Annotated in this window: 17 protein-coding genes; 3 read left to right on the forward strand and 14 right to left on the reverse strand. The window is 71.7% G+C overall.

What is annotated here, in order from left to right; all coding sequences use genetic code 11:
• Positions 1 to 20 precede the first annotated feature (20 nt).
• The 4 genes from V1351_RS09005 to efp are packed head-to-tail and all read right to left on the reverse strand — an operon-like array spanning position 21 to position 3568.
• The gene (locus V1351_RS09005) at positions 21 to 1217 is read right to left on the reverse strand and encodes a bifunctional GNAT family N-acetyltransferase/NUDIX hydrolase (protein ID WP_338747824.1); all 1197 of its coding nucleotides are present in this window, start codon (positions 1215 to 1217) and stop codon (positions 21 to 23) included.
• A 48-nt stretch (positions 1218 to 1265) separates the two neighbouring features.
• Entirely contained in the window at positions 1266 to 2564 is a 1299-nt protein-coding gene (locus V1351_RS09010) for an AI-2E family transporter (RefSeq protein ID WP_338747825.1), read from the reverse strand.
• Between the two features lie 29 nt (positions 2565 to 2593).
• Entirely contained in the window at positions 2594 to 3007 is a 414-nt protein-coding gene (gene nusB, locus V1351_RS09015) for a transcription antitermination factor NusB (RefSeq protein ID WP_338747826.1), read from the reverse strand.
• Entirely contained in the window at positions 3008 to 3568 is a 561-nt protein-coding gene (gene efp / locus V1351_RS09020; RefSeq protein ID WP_338747827.1) for an elongation factor P, read from the reverse strand.
• 167 nt (positions 3569 to 3735) lie between these two features.
• Between efp and V1351_RS09025 the strand changes: the two genes are divergently transcribed.
• The gene (locus tag V1351_RS09025; RefSeq protein WP_338747828.1) at positions 3736 to 5307 is read left to right on the forward strand and encodes an FMN-binding glutamate synthase family protein; all 1572 of its coding nucleotides are present in this window, start codon (positions 3736 to 3738) and stop codon (positions 5305 to 5307) included.
• A gap of 61 nt (positions 5308 to 5368) precedes the next feature.
• Here V1351_RS09025 and V1351_RS09030 read toward each other — a convergent pair whose 3' ends face one another.
• Both V1351_RS09030 and V1351_RS09035 read right to left on the reverse strand, forming a co-directional pair.
• The gene (locus tag V1351_RS09030) at positions 5369 to 6154 is read right to left on the reverse strand and encodes an ABC transporter permease (RefSeq protein ID WP_338747829.1); all 786 of its coding nucleotides are present in this window, start codon (positions 6152 to 6154) and stop codon (positions 5369 to 5371) included.
• Complete coding sequence (locus V1351_RS09035; protein ID WP_338747830.1) at positions 6151 to 7047, reverse strand: ABC transporter ATP-binding protein; 897 nt, start codon at positions 7045 to 7047, stop codon at positions 6151 to 6153. Before V1351_RS09035 ends, V1351_RS09030 begins: the two co-directional genes overlap by 4 nt.
• Before the next feature lie 143 nt (positions 7048 to 7190).
• On the opposite strand from V1351_RS09035, the gene V1351_RS09040 reads away from it, so the two are divergent.
• Positions 7191 to 8396 carry a sensor histidine kinase gene (locus tag V1351_RS09040; RefSeq protein WP_338747831.1) on the forward strand — a complete coding sequence of 402 codons (1206 nt, stop codon included), beginning with the start codon at positions 7191 to 7193 and terminating at the stop codon, positions 8394 to 8396.
• Positions 8393 to 9061 (forward strand): response regulator transcription factor, encoded by a 669-nt coding sequence (locus tag V1351_RS09045; RefSeq protein WP_338747832.1) that lies wholly within the window; start codon positions 8393 to 8395, stop codon positions 9059 to 9061. Before V1351_RS09040 ends, V1351_RS09045 begins: the two co-directional genes overlap by 4 nt.
• A gap of 13 nt (positions 9062 to 9074) precedes the next feature.
• Here the strand turns inward: V1351_RS09045 and aroB are convergent, their stop codons facing one another.
• The 8 genes from aroB to V1351_RS09085 all read right to left on the reverse strand — a co-directional run bounded on the left by aroB (position 9075) and on the right by V1351_RS09085 (position 18778).
• A complete protein-coding gene (aroB, locus tag V1351_RS09050) occupies positions 9075 to 10145 on the reverse strand; it encodes a 3-dehydroquinate synthase (RefSeq protein ID WP_338747833.1) in 1071 nt (356 codons plus the stop codon).
• Positions 10142 to 10672: a shikimate kinase gene (locus V1351_RS09055; protein WP_338747834.1), complete on the reverse strand. Its 531-nt coding sequence runs from the start codon at positions 10670 to 10672 to the stop codon at positions 10142 to 10144. The genes aroB and V1351_RS09055 overlap by 4 nt, the downstream gene beginning before the upstream one ends.
• Complete coding sequence (gene aroC / locus V1351_RS09060; protein WP_338747835.1) at positions 10660 to 11889, reverse strand: chorismate synthase; 1230 nt, start codon at positions 11887 to 11889, stop codon at positions 10660 to 10662. The genes V1351_RS09055 and aroC overlap by 13 nt, the downstream gene beginning before the upstream one ends.
• 35 nt (positions 11890 to 11924) lie before the next feature.
• Positions 11925 to 12770 (reverse strand): shikimate dehydrogenase, encoded by an 846-nt coding sequence (locus tag V1351_RS09065; RefSeq protein WP_338747836.1) that lies wholly within the window; start codon positions 12768 to 12770, stop codon positions 11925 to 11927.
• Positions 12763 to 13962 carry an endolytic transglycosylase MltG gene (mltG, locus tag V1351_RS09070; protein WP_338747837.1) on the reverse strand — a complete coding sequence of 400 codons (1200 nt, stop codon included), beginning with the start codon at positions 13960 to 13962 and terminating at the stop codon, positions 12763 to 12765. Before mltG ends, V1351_RS09065 begins: the two co-directional genes overlap by 8 nt.
• Entirely contained in the window at positions 13959 to 14471 is a 513-nt protein-coding gene (ruvX, locus tag V1351_RS09075; protein ID WP_338747838.1) for a Holliday junction resolvase RuvX, read from the reverse strand. Before ruvX ends, mltG begins: the two co-directional genes overlap by 4 nt.
• Before the next feature lie 7 nt (positions 14472 to 14478).
• Positions 14479 to 17160: an alanine--tRNA ligase gene (gene alaS, locus V1351_RS09080; RefSeq protein ID WP_338747839.1), complete on the reverse strand. Its 2682-nt coding sequence runs from the start codon at positions 17158 to 17160 to the stop codon at positions 14479 to 14481.
• A 205-nt stretch (positions 17161 to 17365) separates the two neighbouring features.
• Complete coding sequence (locus V1351_RS09085) at positions 17366 to 18778, reverse strand: replication-associated recombination protein A (RefSeq protein WP_338747840.1); 1413 nt, start codon at positions 18776 to 18778, stop codon at positions 17366 to 17368.
• Positions 18779 to 18782: the final 4 nt, after the last annotated feature.

Raw genomic sequence — 18782 nt, forward strand, 5'->3', positions numbered from 1 at the left:
GGGTGCCGATCGGCTCGACCCTACCGCCCCTGCCGGGGCGGCCGCACACCGGTCCGTGGTTCGCCCCCCGGCCTCGGTCGTGCGGCCGGGTGGTCGTCACGCACCGTCGTGATGACGGGGCGGAGCGCCATGACGGCGTCCACGACGCCGAGCCAGGCGAGCTCCTCGACGATGACCCGGGTCGGGGTCAGCATCGTCACCCGTCCGGTCTCCAGCCCCTCCAGCAGATGCACCACCGGCTCCCAGCCGGACCGGGTGGCCTCGGTCGTGGAGTGCCGGGGCTGGCTCACCGCATCCCGGGGCACGTGCAGGACGTAGAAGGCGACGTCGAAGCGCGTGGGGACGATCTCCGGGGTGACCCAGCGGTCCCACGGCACGAGCGCGCTCGGGTCGGCCACCAGCCCGGTCTCCTCCTGCAGCTCGCGCAGCCCCGTGGCGAGCAGTGTCCGCGCCTCCACGGCACGGGCGCCGGAACTGGTCGCGGCCCAGCGTCGTACGTGGTCGTCGAGCACGCCGGCAGGCAGGGGGAGGCGATGCCCGGCAGCGGTGTCCGCGGCGTCGCACCGTCCGCCGGGAAAGACCACGGCTCCGGCGGCGAAGTCCATGGTGGCCTGCCGGTGCTGGACGAAGACCTCCAGCCCCTGCGTCCCGTCGCGCAGGGGGATGACACTGACCGCCGGGCGGGGTTCGACGACGGTCGTCGCCAGGGGGACGCGCATGATGACCCGGCGGCCCCCGTCGTCCAGGCCGGCGGCGCGCTCCTGTGCCCGGATCGCCAGGACCGACTCGGGCGCGTGGGCCTCCTCGACCTCGCGGAACCCCAGCTGGCGGTAGAAGGGAGCGTTCCACGCGACGTCGACATAGGTGCACAGGGTCAGCTCGTCGTGACCGCGACGAGCCGCCTCGATCAGGGCCGCGCGCACGAGTGCGCGGCCGACTCCTGCACGCATCCGGTCCGGTCGGACCGAGAGCTGCTCGAGGTGGGCGTGACCGTCGAGGTCGAGCACGTGGACGAATCCCTCCGGCGGCTCTCCCGCGACGAGCAGGAACCCGGCCCGCTCGGCCCGTGCCGCGCCGGTGGGTGCAGGTCGCCAGCCGGAGGTGTCCATGATCTCGGTGAACATCGGCAGGCCCGCGTCCTCGATGGCAGCGAGGTCGGCCAGCGCCGGGTCGCCGGGCAGGACCGGCCGCACGGTCGCAGCGGAGTCGGAGGGCATCCCCCGATCCTGCCCGAGCGCCCCGGGAGGTGGTCTTTCGGGGCCCGCTCAGCCGAAGAGCCGGTCGGCGATCCCGACGAAGAGGCCGCGACGCCGCGCCGGCACCCCGTCGACGCCCACACCGACGCGGGCGTCCTCCCGGGCCGCTCGCTCGGCCCTGGCACGGGCCACGACGGCGGCCTGCTCGGCACGGGCGGCCGCCCGTCGCCCCTCGGCGGTCTCCGTGGGGACGCCGTCCGCGCGGACCGAGCCGGAGCGCAGGTTGGCCTGCTCGCTGAGGTAGCGCAGCACGACCGCACCCACGGCCGCGATCGGGACGGAGAGGAAGGCACCGACGATGCCGGCGACGGTGCCGCCCACGGCCACCGCGAGGAGGATGACCCCGGCGTGCAGCTGCATCGAGCGTCCTTGGAGGAAGGGTTGCAGGACGTTGCCCTCGAGCTGCTGCACCGCGATGATCAGCGCCAGCACGAGCAGGGCCGTGGTCGGACCCTGCGCGACGAGCGCGACGAGGACCGAGAGGGCACCGACGGAGAAGGCACCGATGATCGGGATGAACCCCCCGAAGAAGGTGAGCACCGCCAGCGGGAAGGCGAGCGGGACGCCGAGCAGGAGCAGTCCGGCCCCGATGAGGACGGCGTCCACCAGTGACACCAGCGCCTGGGTGCGCACGAAGCCGCCGAGGGTGTTCCAGGCGCGGGTCGCGACCTCGGTGAAGTGGTCTCCGGCGCGCTCGCCGGAGACGCCACGGACGAAGGGGAGAAAGGCCGGCCCGTCCTTGAGGAAGAAGAAGACGAGGACGAGGACGAGGACGAGCGTCACCAGGCCGCTGCCCACGGCCGACGCCCCGGTCAGTGCCCCCGAGGCGATGTCACCGCCACGCTCCTGCAACCACTGCGTCGCCGTGGTGACCCCTTGGTCGATGGTCTGGCTGTCGACGTTGAAGGGTGGCTGCGCCAGGCGTTCCTGCAGGCTGGTCAGACCCTCCGCCGCCGAGTCGGCGAGGTCACCGGCCTGACTGATCATCGACGGGGCGATCGCGCCGAGCACGCCGAAGAAGATCATGAGCGAACCGAGGAGGACGAGCGCAGCTCCCAGCGCCGACGGCACCCGGCGACGGCGTAGCCAGGACATGGGGCCCGACAGGACGGTCGTGACGATCAGCGCCAGGATCACCGGGAAGACCCCGACCCACAGGACGCCGAGGAGCCACCAGCACACGGCTGCTCCGACCGCGACGAGGAGCAGGCGCAGCGACCACCTGGCCAACCAGGTGATGCCGTCGCCGATCACCGCCCCGCGGTCATTGACTCCGGGGTCCTGGGTGGTGCTCGGTGACTGCTGCACTGCGGCCTCCTGGGGCGGGGTGGGACGGTTCACACGAGCGTCGGCTTGACCTCCACGATCCGCGCGAGCAGACCGTTGATGAAGCGGGGCGACTCGTCGGTGCTCAGCTCGGTGGCCAGCCCGACGGCTTCGCTGACGGCGACCTCGTCGGGCACGTCCTCACCGTAGAGGATCTCCCAGGCGCCCAGGCGCAGGATCGCACGGTCCACGTCGGGCATCCGCTCGAGGCTCCAGCCCTGGCTGTAGGTGGTCAGCGCATCGTTGATGTCGCTCCAGTGCGCGACGACCCCGCGGACCGCGGTGATCGTGTAGGGGTTCAACGGCGCCGGGGTCACGGGTCGCTCGGCCCGCTCCTGCGCCAGCTCACCGGCGTTGATGTCTCGTGACTCGGCCTCGAAGAGCAGGTCGATGGCCCGCTTGCGGGCCTTGGTGCGTGCGCTCACTCAGTTCACGCGACCGAGGTAGGAACCGTCGCGGGTGTCGACCTTCACGCGGGTGCCCTGCTCCAGGAAGAGCGGCACCGAGATCTCGGCGCCGGTCTCGAGGGTGGCCGACTTGGACCCACCCGTGGAGCGGTCACCCTGCAGACCGGGCTCGGTGTAGGTGATCTCGAGCTCGACCGACGGCGGCAGCTCGACGTAGAGGACGTTGCCCTCGTGCCGGGCCACGACCGCCTCGTTGTTCTCCAGGAGGAACTTGCTGGCGTCACCCATGACCTCGGGCGTGACCGGGATCTGGTCGAAGGTGCCCGGGTCCATGAAGATGAAATCGGTACCGTCGTTGTACAGGTACTGCATCGTCTGCTTGTCGACGTTGGACGTCTCGACCTTGGTCCCCGCGTTGAAGGTCTTGTCGATGCTCTTGCCGCTGGTGACGTTCTTCAGCTTCGTGCGCACGAAGGCCGGACCCTTGCCGGGCTTGACGTGCTGGAACTCCACGACGGTCCACAGCTGCCCCTCGAGGTTGAGGACCATGCCGTTCTTGAGGTCGTTCGTCGATGCCACGTGCTGCTCGCCTTCGCGTCGGAGTCGTTGTCATCCCCGCGCGCCCATCCGGCGCACGTGGGCCGCACAGCATCCTAACCGCCGACAGGGGCCCGGCCGACGCGCATCCACACACGCACGCCCCTCCGACGACCGGGATCTGCTCGCGAGGGTGCAGGATGGCGGACATGAAGTCCAAGGCCCTCCTCAGCACGCTCGCCGCCGGAACCGTCGGGATCGCCGCCCGCGATCTTCTCCAGCGGAGGCACGCGCTCAGCCGGAACTTCCCCGTCGTCGCCAATGCGCGCTATCTGCTGGAGCGGATCGGGCCGGAGTTGCGGCAGTACATCGTCACCAGCAACGACGAGGAGCGACCCTTCAGCCGGGACCAACGCACTTGGGTGTATGCGTCGTCGAAGCGGCAGAACAACTACACCGGCTTCGGCACCGACAACGACACGGAGCACCTCGACGGCTACGCGATCTTCAAGCACCGCACCTTCTCCGACGTGGCCGCCTCCAGCTCGATCACCGACTCCCATCGGATCACCCTCCCGTCCGCGAAGGTCCTCGGGGCGCCCCGCGGGCGCCGCCACGCCTTCCGCCCGGAGTCCGTGGTCAACATCTCGGCGATGAGCTTCGGCTCCCTCTCCGGCAATGCCATCACCGCGCTGAACAGGGGCGCCAAGCAGGCCGGGATCCTGCACAACACCGGCGAGGGCTCCCTCTCCCCCTACCACCGCCAGGGCGGCGACCTGATCTTCCAGATCGGGACCGCCTACTTCGGGTGCCGCGACTCGACCGGCCGTTTCGACCTGGCCATGCTCAAGGACGTCGTCGAGTCAGCACCGGTGAAGGCGATCGAGATCAAGCTCAGCCAGGGCGCCAAGCCCGGCCTGGGCGGTCACCTGCCCGCGGAGAAGATCTCCGAGGAGATCGCCCGCACCCGCGGCATCCGCCAGGACCGGGACTGCGCCAGCCCGGCCCGGCACAGCGAGTTCCACGACGTGGACTCCATGCTCGACTTCGTCGAGCTGATCGCCCAGGAGACCGGCCTGCCCGTGGGGATCAAGTCGGCGGTCGGCGGCTCGGGTCTCTGGGAGGGACTCGTCGAGCAGATGGCCGATGGGCAACGGGGCGTGGACTACATCCAGATCGACGGGGGCGAAGGGGGGACCGGCGCGGCCCCCCTCGTGTTCACCGACGCGGTGGCCCTGCCCTACCGGCTCGCCTTCACGCGGGTCTACTCCCTCTTCGCCGAGGCCGGCCTGACCGACCGGGTCACCTGGATCGGCAGCGGAAAGCTCGGCCTGCCCGAGAACGCGCTCGTGGCGTTCGCCCTCGGGGCCGACATGGTCAGCGTCGCGCGCGAGGCCATGCTCTCCGTCGGCTGCATCCAGGCGCAGAAGTGCCACACCGACCGCTGCCCCACCGGCGTCGCCACGCAGAACCCGTGGCTGGAGCGGGGTCTCGACCCGATGCTGAAGGCCAATCGTCTCGACAACTACGTGCGCACCCTTCGCCGGGACCTGCTCAAGGTCTCCGAGGCATGTGGGGTCTGGCACCCGAGCCTGCTCACCGTCGACGACATCGAGATCCTCGACGGCCACCGCACCGCGGTCCCGCTCGGCGACATCTACGGATACCGGAGCGGCTGGGGCACCCTCAACGAGACGGATGCCGCGCAGATCGTCGACCTCATGTCCGGCACGGCCACCTGTGGCGAGACGCGCCGCCGCCCGGAGGTCACCGTCGTCTGAGTGCGTGCGCACGACTCGGCCCGGTCACCCCCTGACGTGACCGGGCCGATGCCTGTGTGGGTTACTTCACCTCGCGGGTGAGCACCCGCCAGGTGCCGACGGCGATCGGCAGCCCGACCCAGACCAGGCTCGCGGTGCCCAGCTGTGCCCAGTTCTCACCGCTCATCTCGGCACCCGAGATGAGCATGCCGGTCGGCTGCTCGAGGTTGAGCCACCCGGCGACGTCACTCAGCGCCGAGATGAGGCTCGACGCGATGGTCCACGCGGTGGGCAGCACGAGCGAGGCAACGATGGCGAAGGGCGTGTTGAGGAAGGCCAGTCCGAACGCCGCGCCCTGCAGGACGAAGATGACCGTCGCAAGCACCATGCCGCCGGCGGAGACCCCGGACAGGGTCCACTCGCCGCCCACGAGGGCTGTGACGAGGCCGGCCGCCACGAAGGCGGCGGCGATGACCAGGAGCCCGAGGACGGCCGAGGCGACCAGCTTCGCGGCAATGACCAGGCCACGACGCGGCTCCAGGGTGAAGGTGACCAGCCCGGTGCGGGTGCTCCACTCCTGGGTGGCGAGCATGATCCCCACGATCGGCAGCAGCATCATCAACGGAATCGCCGTGACTGCGAGGAAGGATCCGAGGGTGTGGCCCTCGTCCGGGCCCCAGATGGCGGAGGCGCCCACGACCACGAGCGAGAGGCCGGTCATGACGATCATCAGCCACATCCCGGCGCGGGTGTTGACCGACTTGCGCAGCTCGATGGCCACGAGCCGCAGGAAGGAGACCTTCCCGACGTCCTCGAGGGCGGGCAGCGCGCAGGGCGTGTCGTTGGTGGTTGCGGTGATGGCGCTCATGCCGCTGCTCCTTCACGTGCGTCGGCGGCGGTGATCTCCAGGAACATCTCCTCGAGGCCGCCGGCTCCACCGGCGCGCAGCTCGAGCAGGACGACTCCGGCGTCCAGGGCGGTTCGTCCGACCGCCTCCGGCGGAGCCGGCACCACCAGACCGGATCGGTCGGTGGTGACGGAGTGGCCGGCCACCTCCAGCGCGGTGGCCAGCCGAGCGTCGTCGAGGGAGCGCACCCGGGTCCCGCGTGCGTCGAGCAACTCGCTCGTGCGCCCCCGGGTGACGATCCGACCACGACCGATCATCACGATCTCGTCGGCGATGACCTGCACCTCGCTGAGCAGGTGCGAGGAGAGCAGCACGGTGCCACCGGCGTCGGCGAAGTCGCGCAACAGACCCCGCATCCAGTGGATGCCCTGGGGGTCGAGTCCGTTGGCGGGCTCGTCGAGGATGAGCACCTGCGGGCGCCCGAGCAGCGCGGCCGCCAGGCCCAGGCGTTGACGCATCCCGAGCGAGTAGTTGCGCACCCGCCGGGCGGACTCCTTCTCGGTGAGGCCGACGCGGTCCAGGGCCCGACGGACCTCGTCGGTGCCGAGCCTGAGGTGCATGGCAGCCAGGCGCAGCACCTCACGACCAGTGCGTCCCGGGTGCTGCGCGGAGGCATCCAGCATCACGCCCACGTGCCGACCCGGAGTCGGCAGCTCCTTGTAGGCGCGGCCCAGGACGCTCGCCCGCCCGCTCGTGGGTGGGGTCAGTCCCGTCATCATCCGCATGGCGGTGGACTTGCCGGCCCCGTTGGGTCCGAGGAAGCCGGTGACGCTGCCGGGCCGGACCTCGAAGGTGATGTCGTCGACGGCGACGAGCCCGCCGTAGCGCTTGGTGAGGTTCTCTACCGCGATCATGTCCCCCAGCATGCGGGGGGACCGGGCGCGAGCACATCCGCCCCGGGTCTCGACCTCACCTACGACTTTCGGAGGGGGTCGACGTCGTCCGCCCCGCCCGGGGTGTGGATCCGCGATCCCCGGCCCCGGCCTACGGTTGGGTCGTGACGACGAGGACGGCAGCGCCCGAGGAGCGTGACCCCAACCGGCTCACCCGGTGGGGCACGACGTGGCGGGTCGCTGCTGCGCTGCTCATCGGCGGCGTGCTCTGGCTCCTCACCACCGCCGTCGTCTTCCCCGAGGCGGACAGCGATCCGGCGCTCCTGCCCGGCCTGTGGCTCGTCGTCGTCGACCCGATCCTGGGTCTCGTGGCCCTGGGACTGCTCCTGCTGCGACGCCGCTGGCCGGTGCGCATCGCGGTGGCCACCACCGCCCTCACTGCGGTCTCCGCGGCGGCGGTCGGCCCGCAGACGGTGGTGCTCGCCTCCCTCGCGACTCGCCAGCGGTGGCGGGAGATCATCCCCGTCGGCGTGCTCACCACTGCTGGGGGCCTCGTGCTGACCCGGTTCTTCTATCCCGACCCGGAGCCCCTGCCGCTGCTCTTCGAGGCCGGCTTCAGCATCCTGGCGACCGGCATCGTCGTCGCCGTGGGCTACTCGATCGGCTCGCGCCGCGCGCTCGTGCGCTCCTGGGTCGACCGGGCCCGCACCGCGGAAGCCGAGCAGCGGGCCCGGGTGGAACAGGCCCAGAGCACCGAGCGCACCCGGATCGCCCGGGAGATGCACGACGTGCTCGCCCACCGCATCTCACTGGTGACGATGCACTCCGGTGTACTCGCCTACCGGGACGACCTGCCCGAGGCCGAGCGGCGCGACGCCGTGGCCGCGATCGACAGCAACGCGCGAGCGGCCCTGACCGATCTGCGTGAGGTGCTCGGGGTCCTGCGCGACCCGGAGGGCCATGGGTCGCTTCGCCCCCAGAGCACCTTGACCGACCTGCCGGAGCTGGTCGACGGTGCCACCTCGGCGGGCACGCGGGTCACCGTCGAGACGGGCGGCCTCGACGCGGCTGCCGTCCCCGAGACGATCAGCCGCACCGCCTACCGGGTCGCCCAGGAAGGACTGACCAACGCCCGCAAGCACGCTCCCGGAGCCACGGTGGAGATCACTCTCGCCGGCCGACCCGGTGGGGAGCTGCACATCGGGGTGCGCAACCCGCGTACGGTCGGCGTCGCGCCCGACGTCCCGACCTCCGGTCTCGGCCTGCTCGGGCTGGCCGAACGGGTCGAGCTGTCCGGGGGACGGATGCAGCACGGCTGGGTGGGCGAGGACGAGCACCGGCTCCGCGTGTGGCTACCGTGGCCGCCATGACCCCGATCCGAGTCGTGCTCGTCGACGACGACGCGATGGTGCGTACCGCCCTGTCGATGATCCTCGGCGGTGACCCCGAGATCTCCGTCGTCGGCCAGGCCCCGGATGGCCGAGCCGGCCTGTCGGTCATCGCCGAGCACTGCCCCGACGTCGTGCTCATGGACATCCGGATGCCGCGGCTCGACGGTCTCTCCGCGACCGAGCAGCTGGTGCGCAGCGGCTCCCCGAGCAAGGTCATCGTCCTGACGACCTTCGACGCCGACGACGACGTGATGCGGGCGCTCCAGCACGGGGCAGACGGGTTCCTGCTCAAGGACACTCCCCCGGCCCGGCTCATCGAGGCCGTCCGGCTCGTCGCGGCCGGTCAGTCGATCCTCTCCCCCAGCGTCACCTCCCAGGTGCTGGAGACCGTCCGTGGCGCCGCACGCCACGGCTGCGACACCTCGCGCTCCGCCGCGCGGGAACGGCTCGCCACGCTCACCGAGCGCGAGCTCGAGGTCGCCCGGGCGGTCGGCGCGGGCCGGTCCAATGCGCAGATCGCCGGGCAGCTCTTCCTCAGCGTCGCGACGGTCAAGGCGCACGTCGGGCGCATCCTCGACAAGCTCGGCGCCGACAACCGGGTCCAGGTCGCGATCACCGTGCACGTGGCCGACCTGGACGGCTGACCCAGCAGGACTCTCACGCCAGGGCGGCGTACGCCTCCCGCAGCAGGACCTCGTCCGGCCCCTCGAGACGCGTGGGCCGCGTCAGCCCGTCGAGGACGACGAACCGCAGCGTGTCCCCCCGGGTCTTCTTGTCCCGCCGCAGCGCGGCCAGCAGGTCGTCGAAGTCGGCCCGGGCATACGTCGTGGGCAGGCCGAGCAGGCCGAGGACGTAGCGGTGCCGTTGGAGCAGGGCCTTGTCGATGTGACCGGTGCGGTGGGCCAGCTCGGCAGCAAAGACCATCCCGACGGCGACGGCCTCGCCGTGGCGCATCCGGTACCGCTCGTGGTGCTCGACCGCATGGCCGAGCGTGTGCCCGTAGTTGAGGATCTCGCGCAGGTTCGACTCGCGCAGGTCAGCGGCGACGACCTCGGCCTTGACGGCGATCGTGCGCTCGATGACCTCTCGCAGGGCGGGCGAGCCGGGCTCCTGCACGCCGGCAGCGTCGCTCTCGACGATCTCGAGGATCCGCGGGTCGGCGATGAAACCGCACTTGACGGCCTCTGCCAGGCCGGCAGCCAGGTCTGCGGGCGGCAACGAGGACACGTGGTCGAGGTCGCACAGGACCGCCGCCGGAGGGTGGAAGGCACCGACGAGGTTCTTGCCCTCGGCGGTGTTGATCCCGGTCTTGCCTCCGACCGCAGCATCGACCATGCCGAGCACCGTGGTGGGCACGTGGACCACGGTCACGCCACGCAACCAGGCCGCGGCCACCCATCCTCCGAGGTCGGTGACACTGCCACCACCGACGGCGACGACGGCGTCGCCGCGGGTGAATCCGGCCTGCCCCATGCGCGCCCACAGGTCGGCGGCGACCGTGACGGTCTTCGCCGCCTCGGCATCGGGAACCGCGGCGAGGTGCACGTCGAGTCCGGCCGCGCGAAGGGAGGTGGCCACCGGCTCGGCCAGGTGTCCCAGGGGCTCACCGTGGACGACCAGCACGCGCCCGACACCGACGGGCAGCACCCGGGCAACGCCCGAGGAGACCCCGGGGCCGACGAGGACGTCGTACTCCTGCCCGACCGGCACGGTCGTCATGTCGCTCATGCCTCCGCCTGCAGCAGGGGCACTGCCTCGTCGACCACCGACTCGGCGTCGCGCCCGGCGGTGTCGACCCGCCACCGGGCCAGGCCCTCGTACCTCGGGCGGCGCTCCTCCATCGCGGCGATCCACGACTGGCGCGGGTTGACCGCCAGGAGGGGCCGGGACCGGTTGAAGCCCAGGCGCTTGGCGGCGTCGGCGACGCCGACGTCGAGGAAGAGGACCCGATGGCCGGCGAGCGCCTCGGCGACCGCAGCCGTCATCGGCGCGCCACCCCCGAGGGCCAGGACGATCCCGTCCTCGGCCAGCGAGTCGATCACCGCACGCTGCTCGGCCTCGCGGAAGTACTGCTCGCCGCTCTCGATGAACAGGTCGGGGACGGACCTGCCTTCGCGCTCCTCGACGAGGGAGTCGGTGTCGACGACCCGACGGCCGGTGCGCTCGGCGATGCCGACCGCCACGGTCGACTTGCCCACGCCGGGCGGACCGATGACGACGACGAAGGGGGCACCCACCGCGCTCACGCGTCCCACGACCGCATCAGCTCCGGGATCGACGCGAGGTAGGCGCGGTGGTTGCGCGCGGTCTCCGCCACGGAGTCGCCGCCGAACTTCTCCACGCAGGCCTGCGCGAGGACGAGGGCGACCATCGCCTGGGCGACGACGCCTGCGGCCGGGACGGCGCAGACGTCGGATCGCTGGTGAATCGCCGTCGCCGGGTCAGGGCCCGCGACGTCGACCGTGTCGAGGGCACGCGGGACGGTGCTGATCGGCTTCATCGCCGCACGCACGCGCAACACGTCACCGGTGCTCATTCCCCCCTCGGTGCCACCGGCACGGCCGGTGCGCCGGCGAATGGTGCCGTCGGCATCACGTTCCATCTCGTCATGCGCCGCCGAGCCGCGACGCCGCGCAGTGGTGAAGCCGTCGCCGACCTCGACACCCTTGATCGCCTGGATGCCCATGAGGGCACCGGCGAGCCGGGAGTCCAGCCGGCGGTCCCAGTGGACGTGGCTGCCCAGTCCCGGGGGGACGTCGTGGGCAAGGACCTCGACGACGCCGCCGAGGGTGTCGCCGTCCTTCTTGGCCGCCTCGATCTCGGCCACCATCGCGTCGGTTCCCTCCCGGGTCCACGCGCGCACGGGGTCGGCGTCGAGCGCCTCGACGTCGTCGGGGGTCGGCAGCGGACCGTCGGCCGGGGCCGCCCCCTCGCCGATGGCGACGGTGTGCGCGACGAGGCGGATGCCGTAGGCCTGCTCGAGGAACCGCTCCGCGACCTCGCCGAGGGCGACGCGGGCCGCGGTCTCCCGGGCCGAGGCGCGCTCGAGTACCGGGCGGGCCTCGTCGAAGCCGTACTTCTGCATGCCGACGAGGTCGGCGTGACCGGGTCGGGGGCGGGTCAGCGGCTTGTTGCGGGCCAGCTCTTTCTCGGCGCCGATGTCGTTCGACCGAGCCAACTCGACATCATCAACCGGGTCCGCGCCCATGACCGCCTCCCACTTGGGCCACTCGGTGTTCCCGATCATCACGGCCAGGGGTGAGCCGAGGGTGCGTCCGTGGCGCACCCCGCCGAGGAAGGTCACCTCGTCCCGCTCGAACGTCATCCGGGCCCCGCGCCCGTAGCCCAGGCGGCGTCGGGCCAGGGCGTCGGCGACGTCGGACGTCCTCACCTCCACCCCCGCGGGCAGTCCCTCGAGGGTCGCCACGAGGGCCTGTCCGTGCGACTCACCGGCGGTCAACCAACGCAACATGGGCCAAATCCTCGCATCCCGACCGGCCCGTCGACTCAGGCGTCCGGGGTTTGGCCCAGTGCAGCGAGCCCGGCTGCCTGCATCGCCGCCACCGGCGCGCTCTTCCCGGTGAACAGCTCGAACTGCCGCGCGGCCTGGTGGACGAGCATCTCCAGGCCGGAGACGACCCGGGCGCCGTGGTCGGCGGCCGCGCGGGCAAGGGGCGTCGGCCAGTCCGCGTAGACGACGTCCAGGACGGTGGCCCCGGCGAGTCCGTCGTCGATGTGGCCCGCGGCGGCGGCGTTGGCCTCGCCGCCCGGCAGGGTCGAGATCACGGCCGGAGCGCCCGTGCGCGACCAGCGCTCGATCGGCACGATCTCGAGCCCCACCTCGGCGACGTCGCGCAGCGCCTCCGCCCGCTGTGGGGTGCGGGCGGCGACGGTGATGCGCGTGGCGCCCAGGTCCGTCAGGGCCAGCACCGCCGAGCGTGCGGTCGCTCCGGACCCGACCACGGTCGCCCGGTCGACACCGTCGACGCCCGCCTCACGCAGGGCCGCCGTGATGCCGTGGACGTCGGTGTTGTCGGCGGCCCACCCGGTGTCCGTGCGCACGAGGGTGTTGATGGCCCGGGCGGCCCGGGCGGTGTCGGTGACGCTCTCGGCGAGTCCGGTGGCGGCGACCTTCAGCGGCATCGTCAGGCTCAGGCCCCGCCAGTCCTCGGTGAGGTCGGCGACGAAGGGGGTCAGACCCCCTTCGTCCACCTCGTGCGCCGTGTAGGTCCAGTCCGTCAATCCGGCCGCGACGTACCCGGCCCGGTGCAGGGTCGGCGACAACGAGTGCGCGACCGGGGACCCGAGAACCCCTGCGCGCAGGGTCCGTCGTGAGCGGACGGGGTCACTCACAGCTACCCGTGTTGCGGCAGAACTCCTGGACATTGCGTTCGTGCTCGGCCTGCGTCTCGGCGAACTTCGTCTCGCCCGTGGACGGGTCCACGGTGACGAAGAAGAGCCAGTCGCCCTCGGCCGGGTTGCCTGCGGCGTCGATGGCGGCGGCACCGGGGTTGTTGATCGGTCCCGGAGGCAGCCCCTGGTTCGTGTACGTGTTGTACGGGCTGTCGGTGTTGCGCTCCTTGTCGGAGGTCGTGATCGTCCCCCGCTTCTGCAGCAGGTAGTGCACCGTCGAGTCCATCTGCAGCATCCCGCGGGTCGGGCCCGCGGGGTCGTCGAGGCGGTTCTCGACCACGCGGGCGACCTTCCGTCGATCCGCCGCCCCGGCCTCGCCCTCGACGATCGAGGCGACGGTGAGGGTGCGTTCCCACTCGTCCTTCGGGACGCCGGCCTCCTCCAGCTGCGACACCGTCTGGCTGATCATCGTGTTCATCTGCTGCACGGCGCTCGCGTCGTCGGCGAACTCGTAGGTGGAGGGGAAGAGCCACCCCTCGACCTCGCCCTCCGCCTGCGGGGGCAGCTCGAGCTCCTCCGACTCCTCGGCCTGCTCGTACTCCTCCACGGGCACGTCGGTGCCCTCGGAGAGACGCTCGTAGATCTCCGAGCGCCACAGGCCCTCGCGGAGGGTGACGCCCTTGGCCACGCGGTTGGCCGGGTCGAGGAGACGGTCGAAGGCGTCGGTGGCCGACATCTTCTGCCGCATCACGTAGGTCCCGGGCTGGATCGAGGCGGCCTGCTCCGGCTCCGCCCTGGCCACCGCGGTGAAGCTGCTCGTAGTCTTCACGACATCCGCCTCCTGCAGGGTCTGGCCGATCACCGCCCCGGACGCGCCGGAGTCGATGACGACCTCGACCTTGCCGCTCCCCGGACCTGCGTAGTCGTCGGACTCACCCCACCCGGGCAGCAGCGAACGCAGGGACCCGAGGGCGAACCACCCTGCGGCCAGCACGAGGGCACCCGCCAGGAGCACCGCGAGGCAGGACGCGCCTCGCCGGCGACCGCCACCTCGGGCGGCGTCCGGTGGGCGACGCCCGCGCTCACGCCGGCCCCGGCGTCGCTCGGCCCGGGTCGGGTGCGGTCCACCGTCCCGGTCGTCCCGGACCTCGTGCGCACCGTCGTCGAAGATGTTGTCGTCGAGCCCGGTCATGCGTCATCGCCCTTCCGCGGTGTGCGTCGGCGCGGCCGACCGACCCGTTCCCCGGGGGGTCCACCGGTTGCGCGCTCCGTGTCCAGCGCCGTCTGCAGGATGAGCACCGCGGCCGCCTGGTCGACCACCTGACGATGGTTGCGACCGGCCACGCCACTGTCCCGCAGACCTCGATGAGCATCCACCGTCGAGAGGCGTTCGTCCACCAGGCGGATCGGCGTGTTCCCGATCGGCGCTCCGTGCAGGGCGGAGCGCAGCGACTGCGCCCAGTCCCGCACGCTGCGTGCAGCGGGCCCCTCCCCGCCGTCGAGCGACCGCGGCAGGCCGACGACGACCTCGATCACCGACAGCTCCACGGCCAGCTCGACGACCCGATCGATGTCGCCGTCGTGCTCGAGGTCACGGGCCACCGTCTCGACCGGAGTCGCCAGGAGCCCGGAGGGGTCGCTCGTCGAGACCCCGACCCGAGCGTCCCCGACATCGATCCCCAGCCGTGTGCCGGTGCGCATGCGCGGATCAGGCCCCGATCTCGCGCTCGAGTGCGGCGAGCGCCTCGGACACCTTGCCGGCATCCTGACCACCGCCCTGGGCGAGGTCGTCCTTGCCGCCTCCCCCGCCGCCGAGGGTCGTCGCGGCGACGCGCACGAGAGCACCGGCCCGGACCCCCTTCGCGCGGGCCGACTCGTTGGTGGCGACGACGACCACGGGCTTGCCGGATCCGTCACCGGTGAGGGCCACGACCGTGGGCCGCTCCTCACCCAGTCGGCCACGGGTGTCGGTGACCATGCGGCGCAGGTCGTCGCCGGACGCGCCGGGTACGTGCTGGCCGACGAAGGTCACCCCTGCGACGTCCTTCGCCGAGTCGGTGAGCGACCCCGCAGAGGCTGCGACCTGCTGGCGGCGGACCTTCTCCAGTTCCTTCTCGGTCTCGCGCAGGCGGGTGATCATGTCGGAGACGCGCTCGGGCAACTCACCGGCCGGCGCCTTGACGAGGTCCGAGAGCTCGGCGACCAGGGCCCGCTCGGTGGCCAGGTGCTGCAGGGCGTTCATCCCGACGAAGGCCTCCAGGCGGCGCACGCCCGAGCCGACCGAGGAGTCGCCGGTGAGGGTGAGCGCACCGATCTGGCTGGAGTGGCGCACGTGGGTGCCCCCGCACAGCTCCCGGGACCACGGTCCGCCGATCTCGACGACGCGGACCTGCTCGTCGTAGGTCTCCCCGAAGAGCGCCAGAGCGCCCTGCTCACGGGCCTCCGGCAGGGTCATCCAGTCCGCGGAGACCGGCAGGTCGTCGCGCACGGCGAGGTTCGCGGCGTGCTCGATCTCGGCGCGTGCGTCGGCGGACAGGGACTGGTTCCACGCGAAGTCCAGCCGCAGGTACCCGGGCTTGTTGTAGGAGCCGGACTGCAGGGCCGACGGGCCGAGCACCTGGCGCAGGGCAGCGTGCACGACGTGCGTGCCGGAGTGGGCCTGGCAGGCATCGACGCGCCAGCCCGGGTCGACCTCGGCCGAGGTCTCCTGGCCGACCCGCACCGGACCGTCGGCGACCTCGACGGTGTGCACGACCAGGCCCTTGACCGGTCGCTGCACGTCCGTCACGAGCAGGCGGGTGCCATCGGCGACGATGATGCCGCTGTCGGCGACCTGACCACCGGACTCGGCGTAGAAGCTGGTGCGGTCGAGCACCACCTGGCCGGTCCGACCGGGCTCGAGCTCCTCGACGCTCACGCCGTCGCTGACCAGCCCGACGACCGAGCCGTGGGTGGTCAGCTCCTCGTAGGCACGCCAGTCGGTGGCACCGAGGGAGCGCAGCCGCTTCCACACCTCGGTATTGGCGTGGCCACCCTTCTTGGCCTTCGCGTCCGCCTTGGCCCGCTGACGCTGCTCGTCCATGAGCCGCACGAAACCCTCGCGGTCGACCGTCAGACCCTGCTCGGCCGCCATCTCGAGGGTGAGGTCGATCGGGAAGCCGTACGTGTCGTGCAGGGCGAAGGCCTTCTCCCCGGTCAGGACATCACCCCCGGACTGCTTGGTCTCGCTCACCGCAGTGTCGAGGATCGTCGTGCCCTGGGCCAGGGTGCGGCGGAAGGCCTGCTCCTCGCCGTAGGCGATCTGCGCGATCCGGTCGAAGCCGGTCCGCAGCTCGGGGTAGGAGGCGCTCATCCGCTCCATGGAGATCGGCAGGAGGTGCGGCAGGGCCGGCTCCTCGTAGCCGAGCAGGCGCATCGCGCGCACCGCGCGCCGCAGCATCCGGCGCAGCACGTAGCCGCGACCCTCGTTGCCCGGGGTCACCCCGTCGCCGATGAGCATGAGCGAGGAACGCACGTGGTCGGCGACGACACGCAGGTGGACGTCGTCGGGGTGGGAGTCCCCCGCGGTCTGACCGGAGGAGGCACCGTAGTCGCGACCGGTCATCTCCGCGGCCTTCTCCAGGACCGGGTAGACCTCGTCGATCTCGTACATGTTGTCGACGCCCTGCAGGATGCTCGCGATGCGCTCCAGCCCCATGCCGGTGTCGACGCTCTGCGCCGGCAGCGGGCCGGCGACGTCGAAGTCGTCCTTGGCGCGCACGGCCGAGAGCTCGTACTGCATGAAGACGAGGTTCCAGATCTCCATGAACCGGTCCTCGTCGACCTCCGGCCCACCGTCGACGCCGTACTCCTCGCCGCGGTCGTAGAAGATCTCGCTGCACGGGCCGCCGGGCCCGGGCACGCCCATGCTCCAGTAGTTGTCGAGCTCACCGCGGCGCACGATGCGCCCGGCCGGGATCGTGGTCTCCTCGAGCCAGAGGCGCTCGGCCTCGTCGTCGTCCCGGTAGACCGTGGCCCACAGACGCTCGGGCTCGAGGCCGTAGCCACCCTCGTCCTGGGGCGTGGTCAGCAGCTCCCAGGCGAAGGCGATGGCCTCCCGCTTGAAGTAGTCGCCGAAGGAGAAGTTGCCGTTCATCTGGAAGAACGTGCCGTGTCGGCTCGTCTTGCCGACCTCGTCGATGTCACCGGTGCGCACGCACTTCTGCACGCTCGTGGCCCGGTCCCACGGAGCCGTCTCCTGACCGGAGAAGTACGGCTTGAAGGGGACCATGCCGGCGTTGACGAACAGGAGGGTCGGGTCCTCGTGGACCAGCGGGGCGGAGGGGACGACCGTGTGCCCCTTCGCCTCGAAGAAGGTCAACCAGCGGCGCCGGATCTCGGCAGTTTCCATGGGTGTCTCGTGTCCAATCAATGCTGTTGCGAAGAGCGAGGTGCGCAGGTCTCAGGCAGGAGCGAAGGGGGCGAGCGGCGCGTCAGGCGCAGGTCGACCCCGGGATAGCTCGCCGCGCGGTGGTCCGCCGCGGTCGTGAGAGAGGCACGGTCATGACCTACACCCTACCCACCCGAAGAGCGTCACCCGCCCTCGTACCCGGCGGTCACCGGCGGCGCAGGCGCTCCCTGAGCCAGGCCCACCTGTCCTGCAGTCGTGCTTCGAAGCCGCGATCAGTCGGCCGGTAGTAGGACCTCTCGGCGAGCTCGGCGTGCAGGTCGTCCGGCAGGTACTGCTGCGTGGCGACGCCGTCGGGCTGGTCGTGGGCGTAGACATACCCCTCGACCTTCGCTCCCCCGCTCGCGCCGGCGGCCCGGTCGGAGGCCTGCGTGTATCCGCTGCCACGCAGGTGGGCCGGGACCGCTTGCACCTTGCCGGCCCGCACGTCGGCGATGGCCTCGTTGATGCCGGTGTAGGCGGCATTGGACTTCGGCGCGAGCGCGTTGTGGACGACGGCCTGGGCGAGGATGATGCGAGCCTCCGGCATCCCGATCTGGGCGACGGCGTGCATCGCGGCGACCGCCGTCTGCAGGGCTGTCGGGTCGCCGAGGCCGACGTCCTCGGAGGCGGCGATGACGATGCGTCGGGCGATGAAGCGCGGGTCCTCCCCCGCCTCGAGCTGACGGGCGAGGTAGTGCAGGGCCGCGTCGACGTCGGAACCGCGCATCGACTTGATGAAGGCGGAGGCGACGTCGTAGTGCTGGTCACCGGTGCGGTCGTAGCGCACGGCTGCACGGGCGACCGCCTGCTCGACGTGGGCCAGGGTGAGCGGAATGGTCTTCGGGGTGTCGGGGCCGAAGGGGACGTCGCCGTCGGCGACGCCGGCGGCGGCCTCGAGCGAGGTCAGCGCGCGACGGGCGTCTCCCCCGGCGATCGCCACGAGGTGGTCCCGGGCCTCGTCCGCGAGGTCGTAGCCACCAGCCAGTCCCCGCTCGTCGGTCAGGGCGGCATCGATGACCTCCCCGACCTCCTCCCGGGTCAACGACTCCAGCGTGACCAGGATCGAGCGTGACAACAGCGGCGCGATGACGGAGAACGACGGGTTCTCCGTCGTCGCCGCGACGAGCACGACCTCGCGGTTCTCCACACCGGGCAGCAACGCGTCCTGCTGCGCCTTGGAGAAGCGGTGGATCTCATCGAGGAACAGCACCGTCTGTCGCCCGTAGAGCGACCGCGCTCGCGCGGCCCCCTCCATGGCGGCGCGCACGTCCTTGACTCCCGCGGTCACGGCAGAGAGCTGGACGAAGTCCCGATCGGCGGCCGTCGCGACGAGGTGGGCCAGGGTCGTCTTGCCGGTCCCGGGCGGGCCCCACAGGATCGCCGACATCGGTCCGGTCACGGCGCTGACGCTGCCCTCCACGAGCCGACGCAGTGGTGAGCCCGGCCGAAGCACCTCCTGCTGACCACGCACCTCGTCGAGGTCACGTGGCCGCATGCGCACCGCGAGCGGCGCCTGCAGGTCCGCCCCACCACCGTCGGGTTCCCCACCGGCGGAGGCGAAGAGATCGAAGGAGGTCACGGGT

Origin of the sequence: Janibacter sp. A1S7, from assembly GCF_037198315.1 — a bacterium.
Lineage (GTDB): Bacteria > Actinomycetota > Actinomycetes > Actinomycetales > Dermatophilaceae > Janibacter > Janibacter alittae.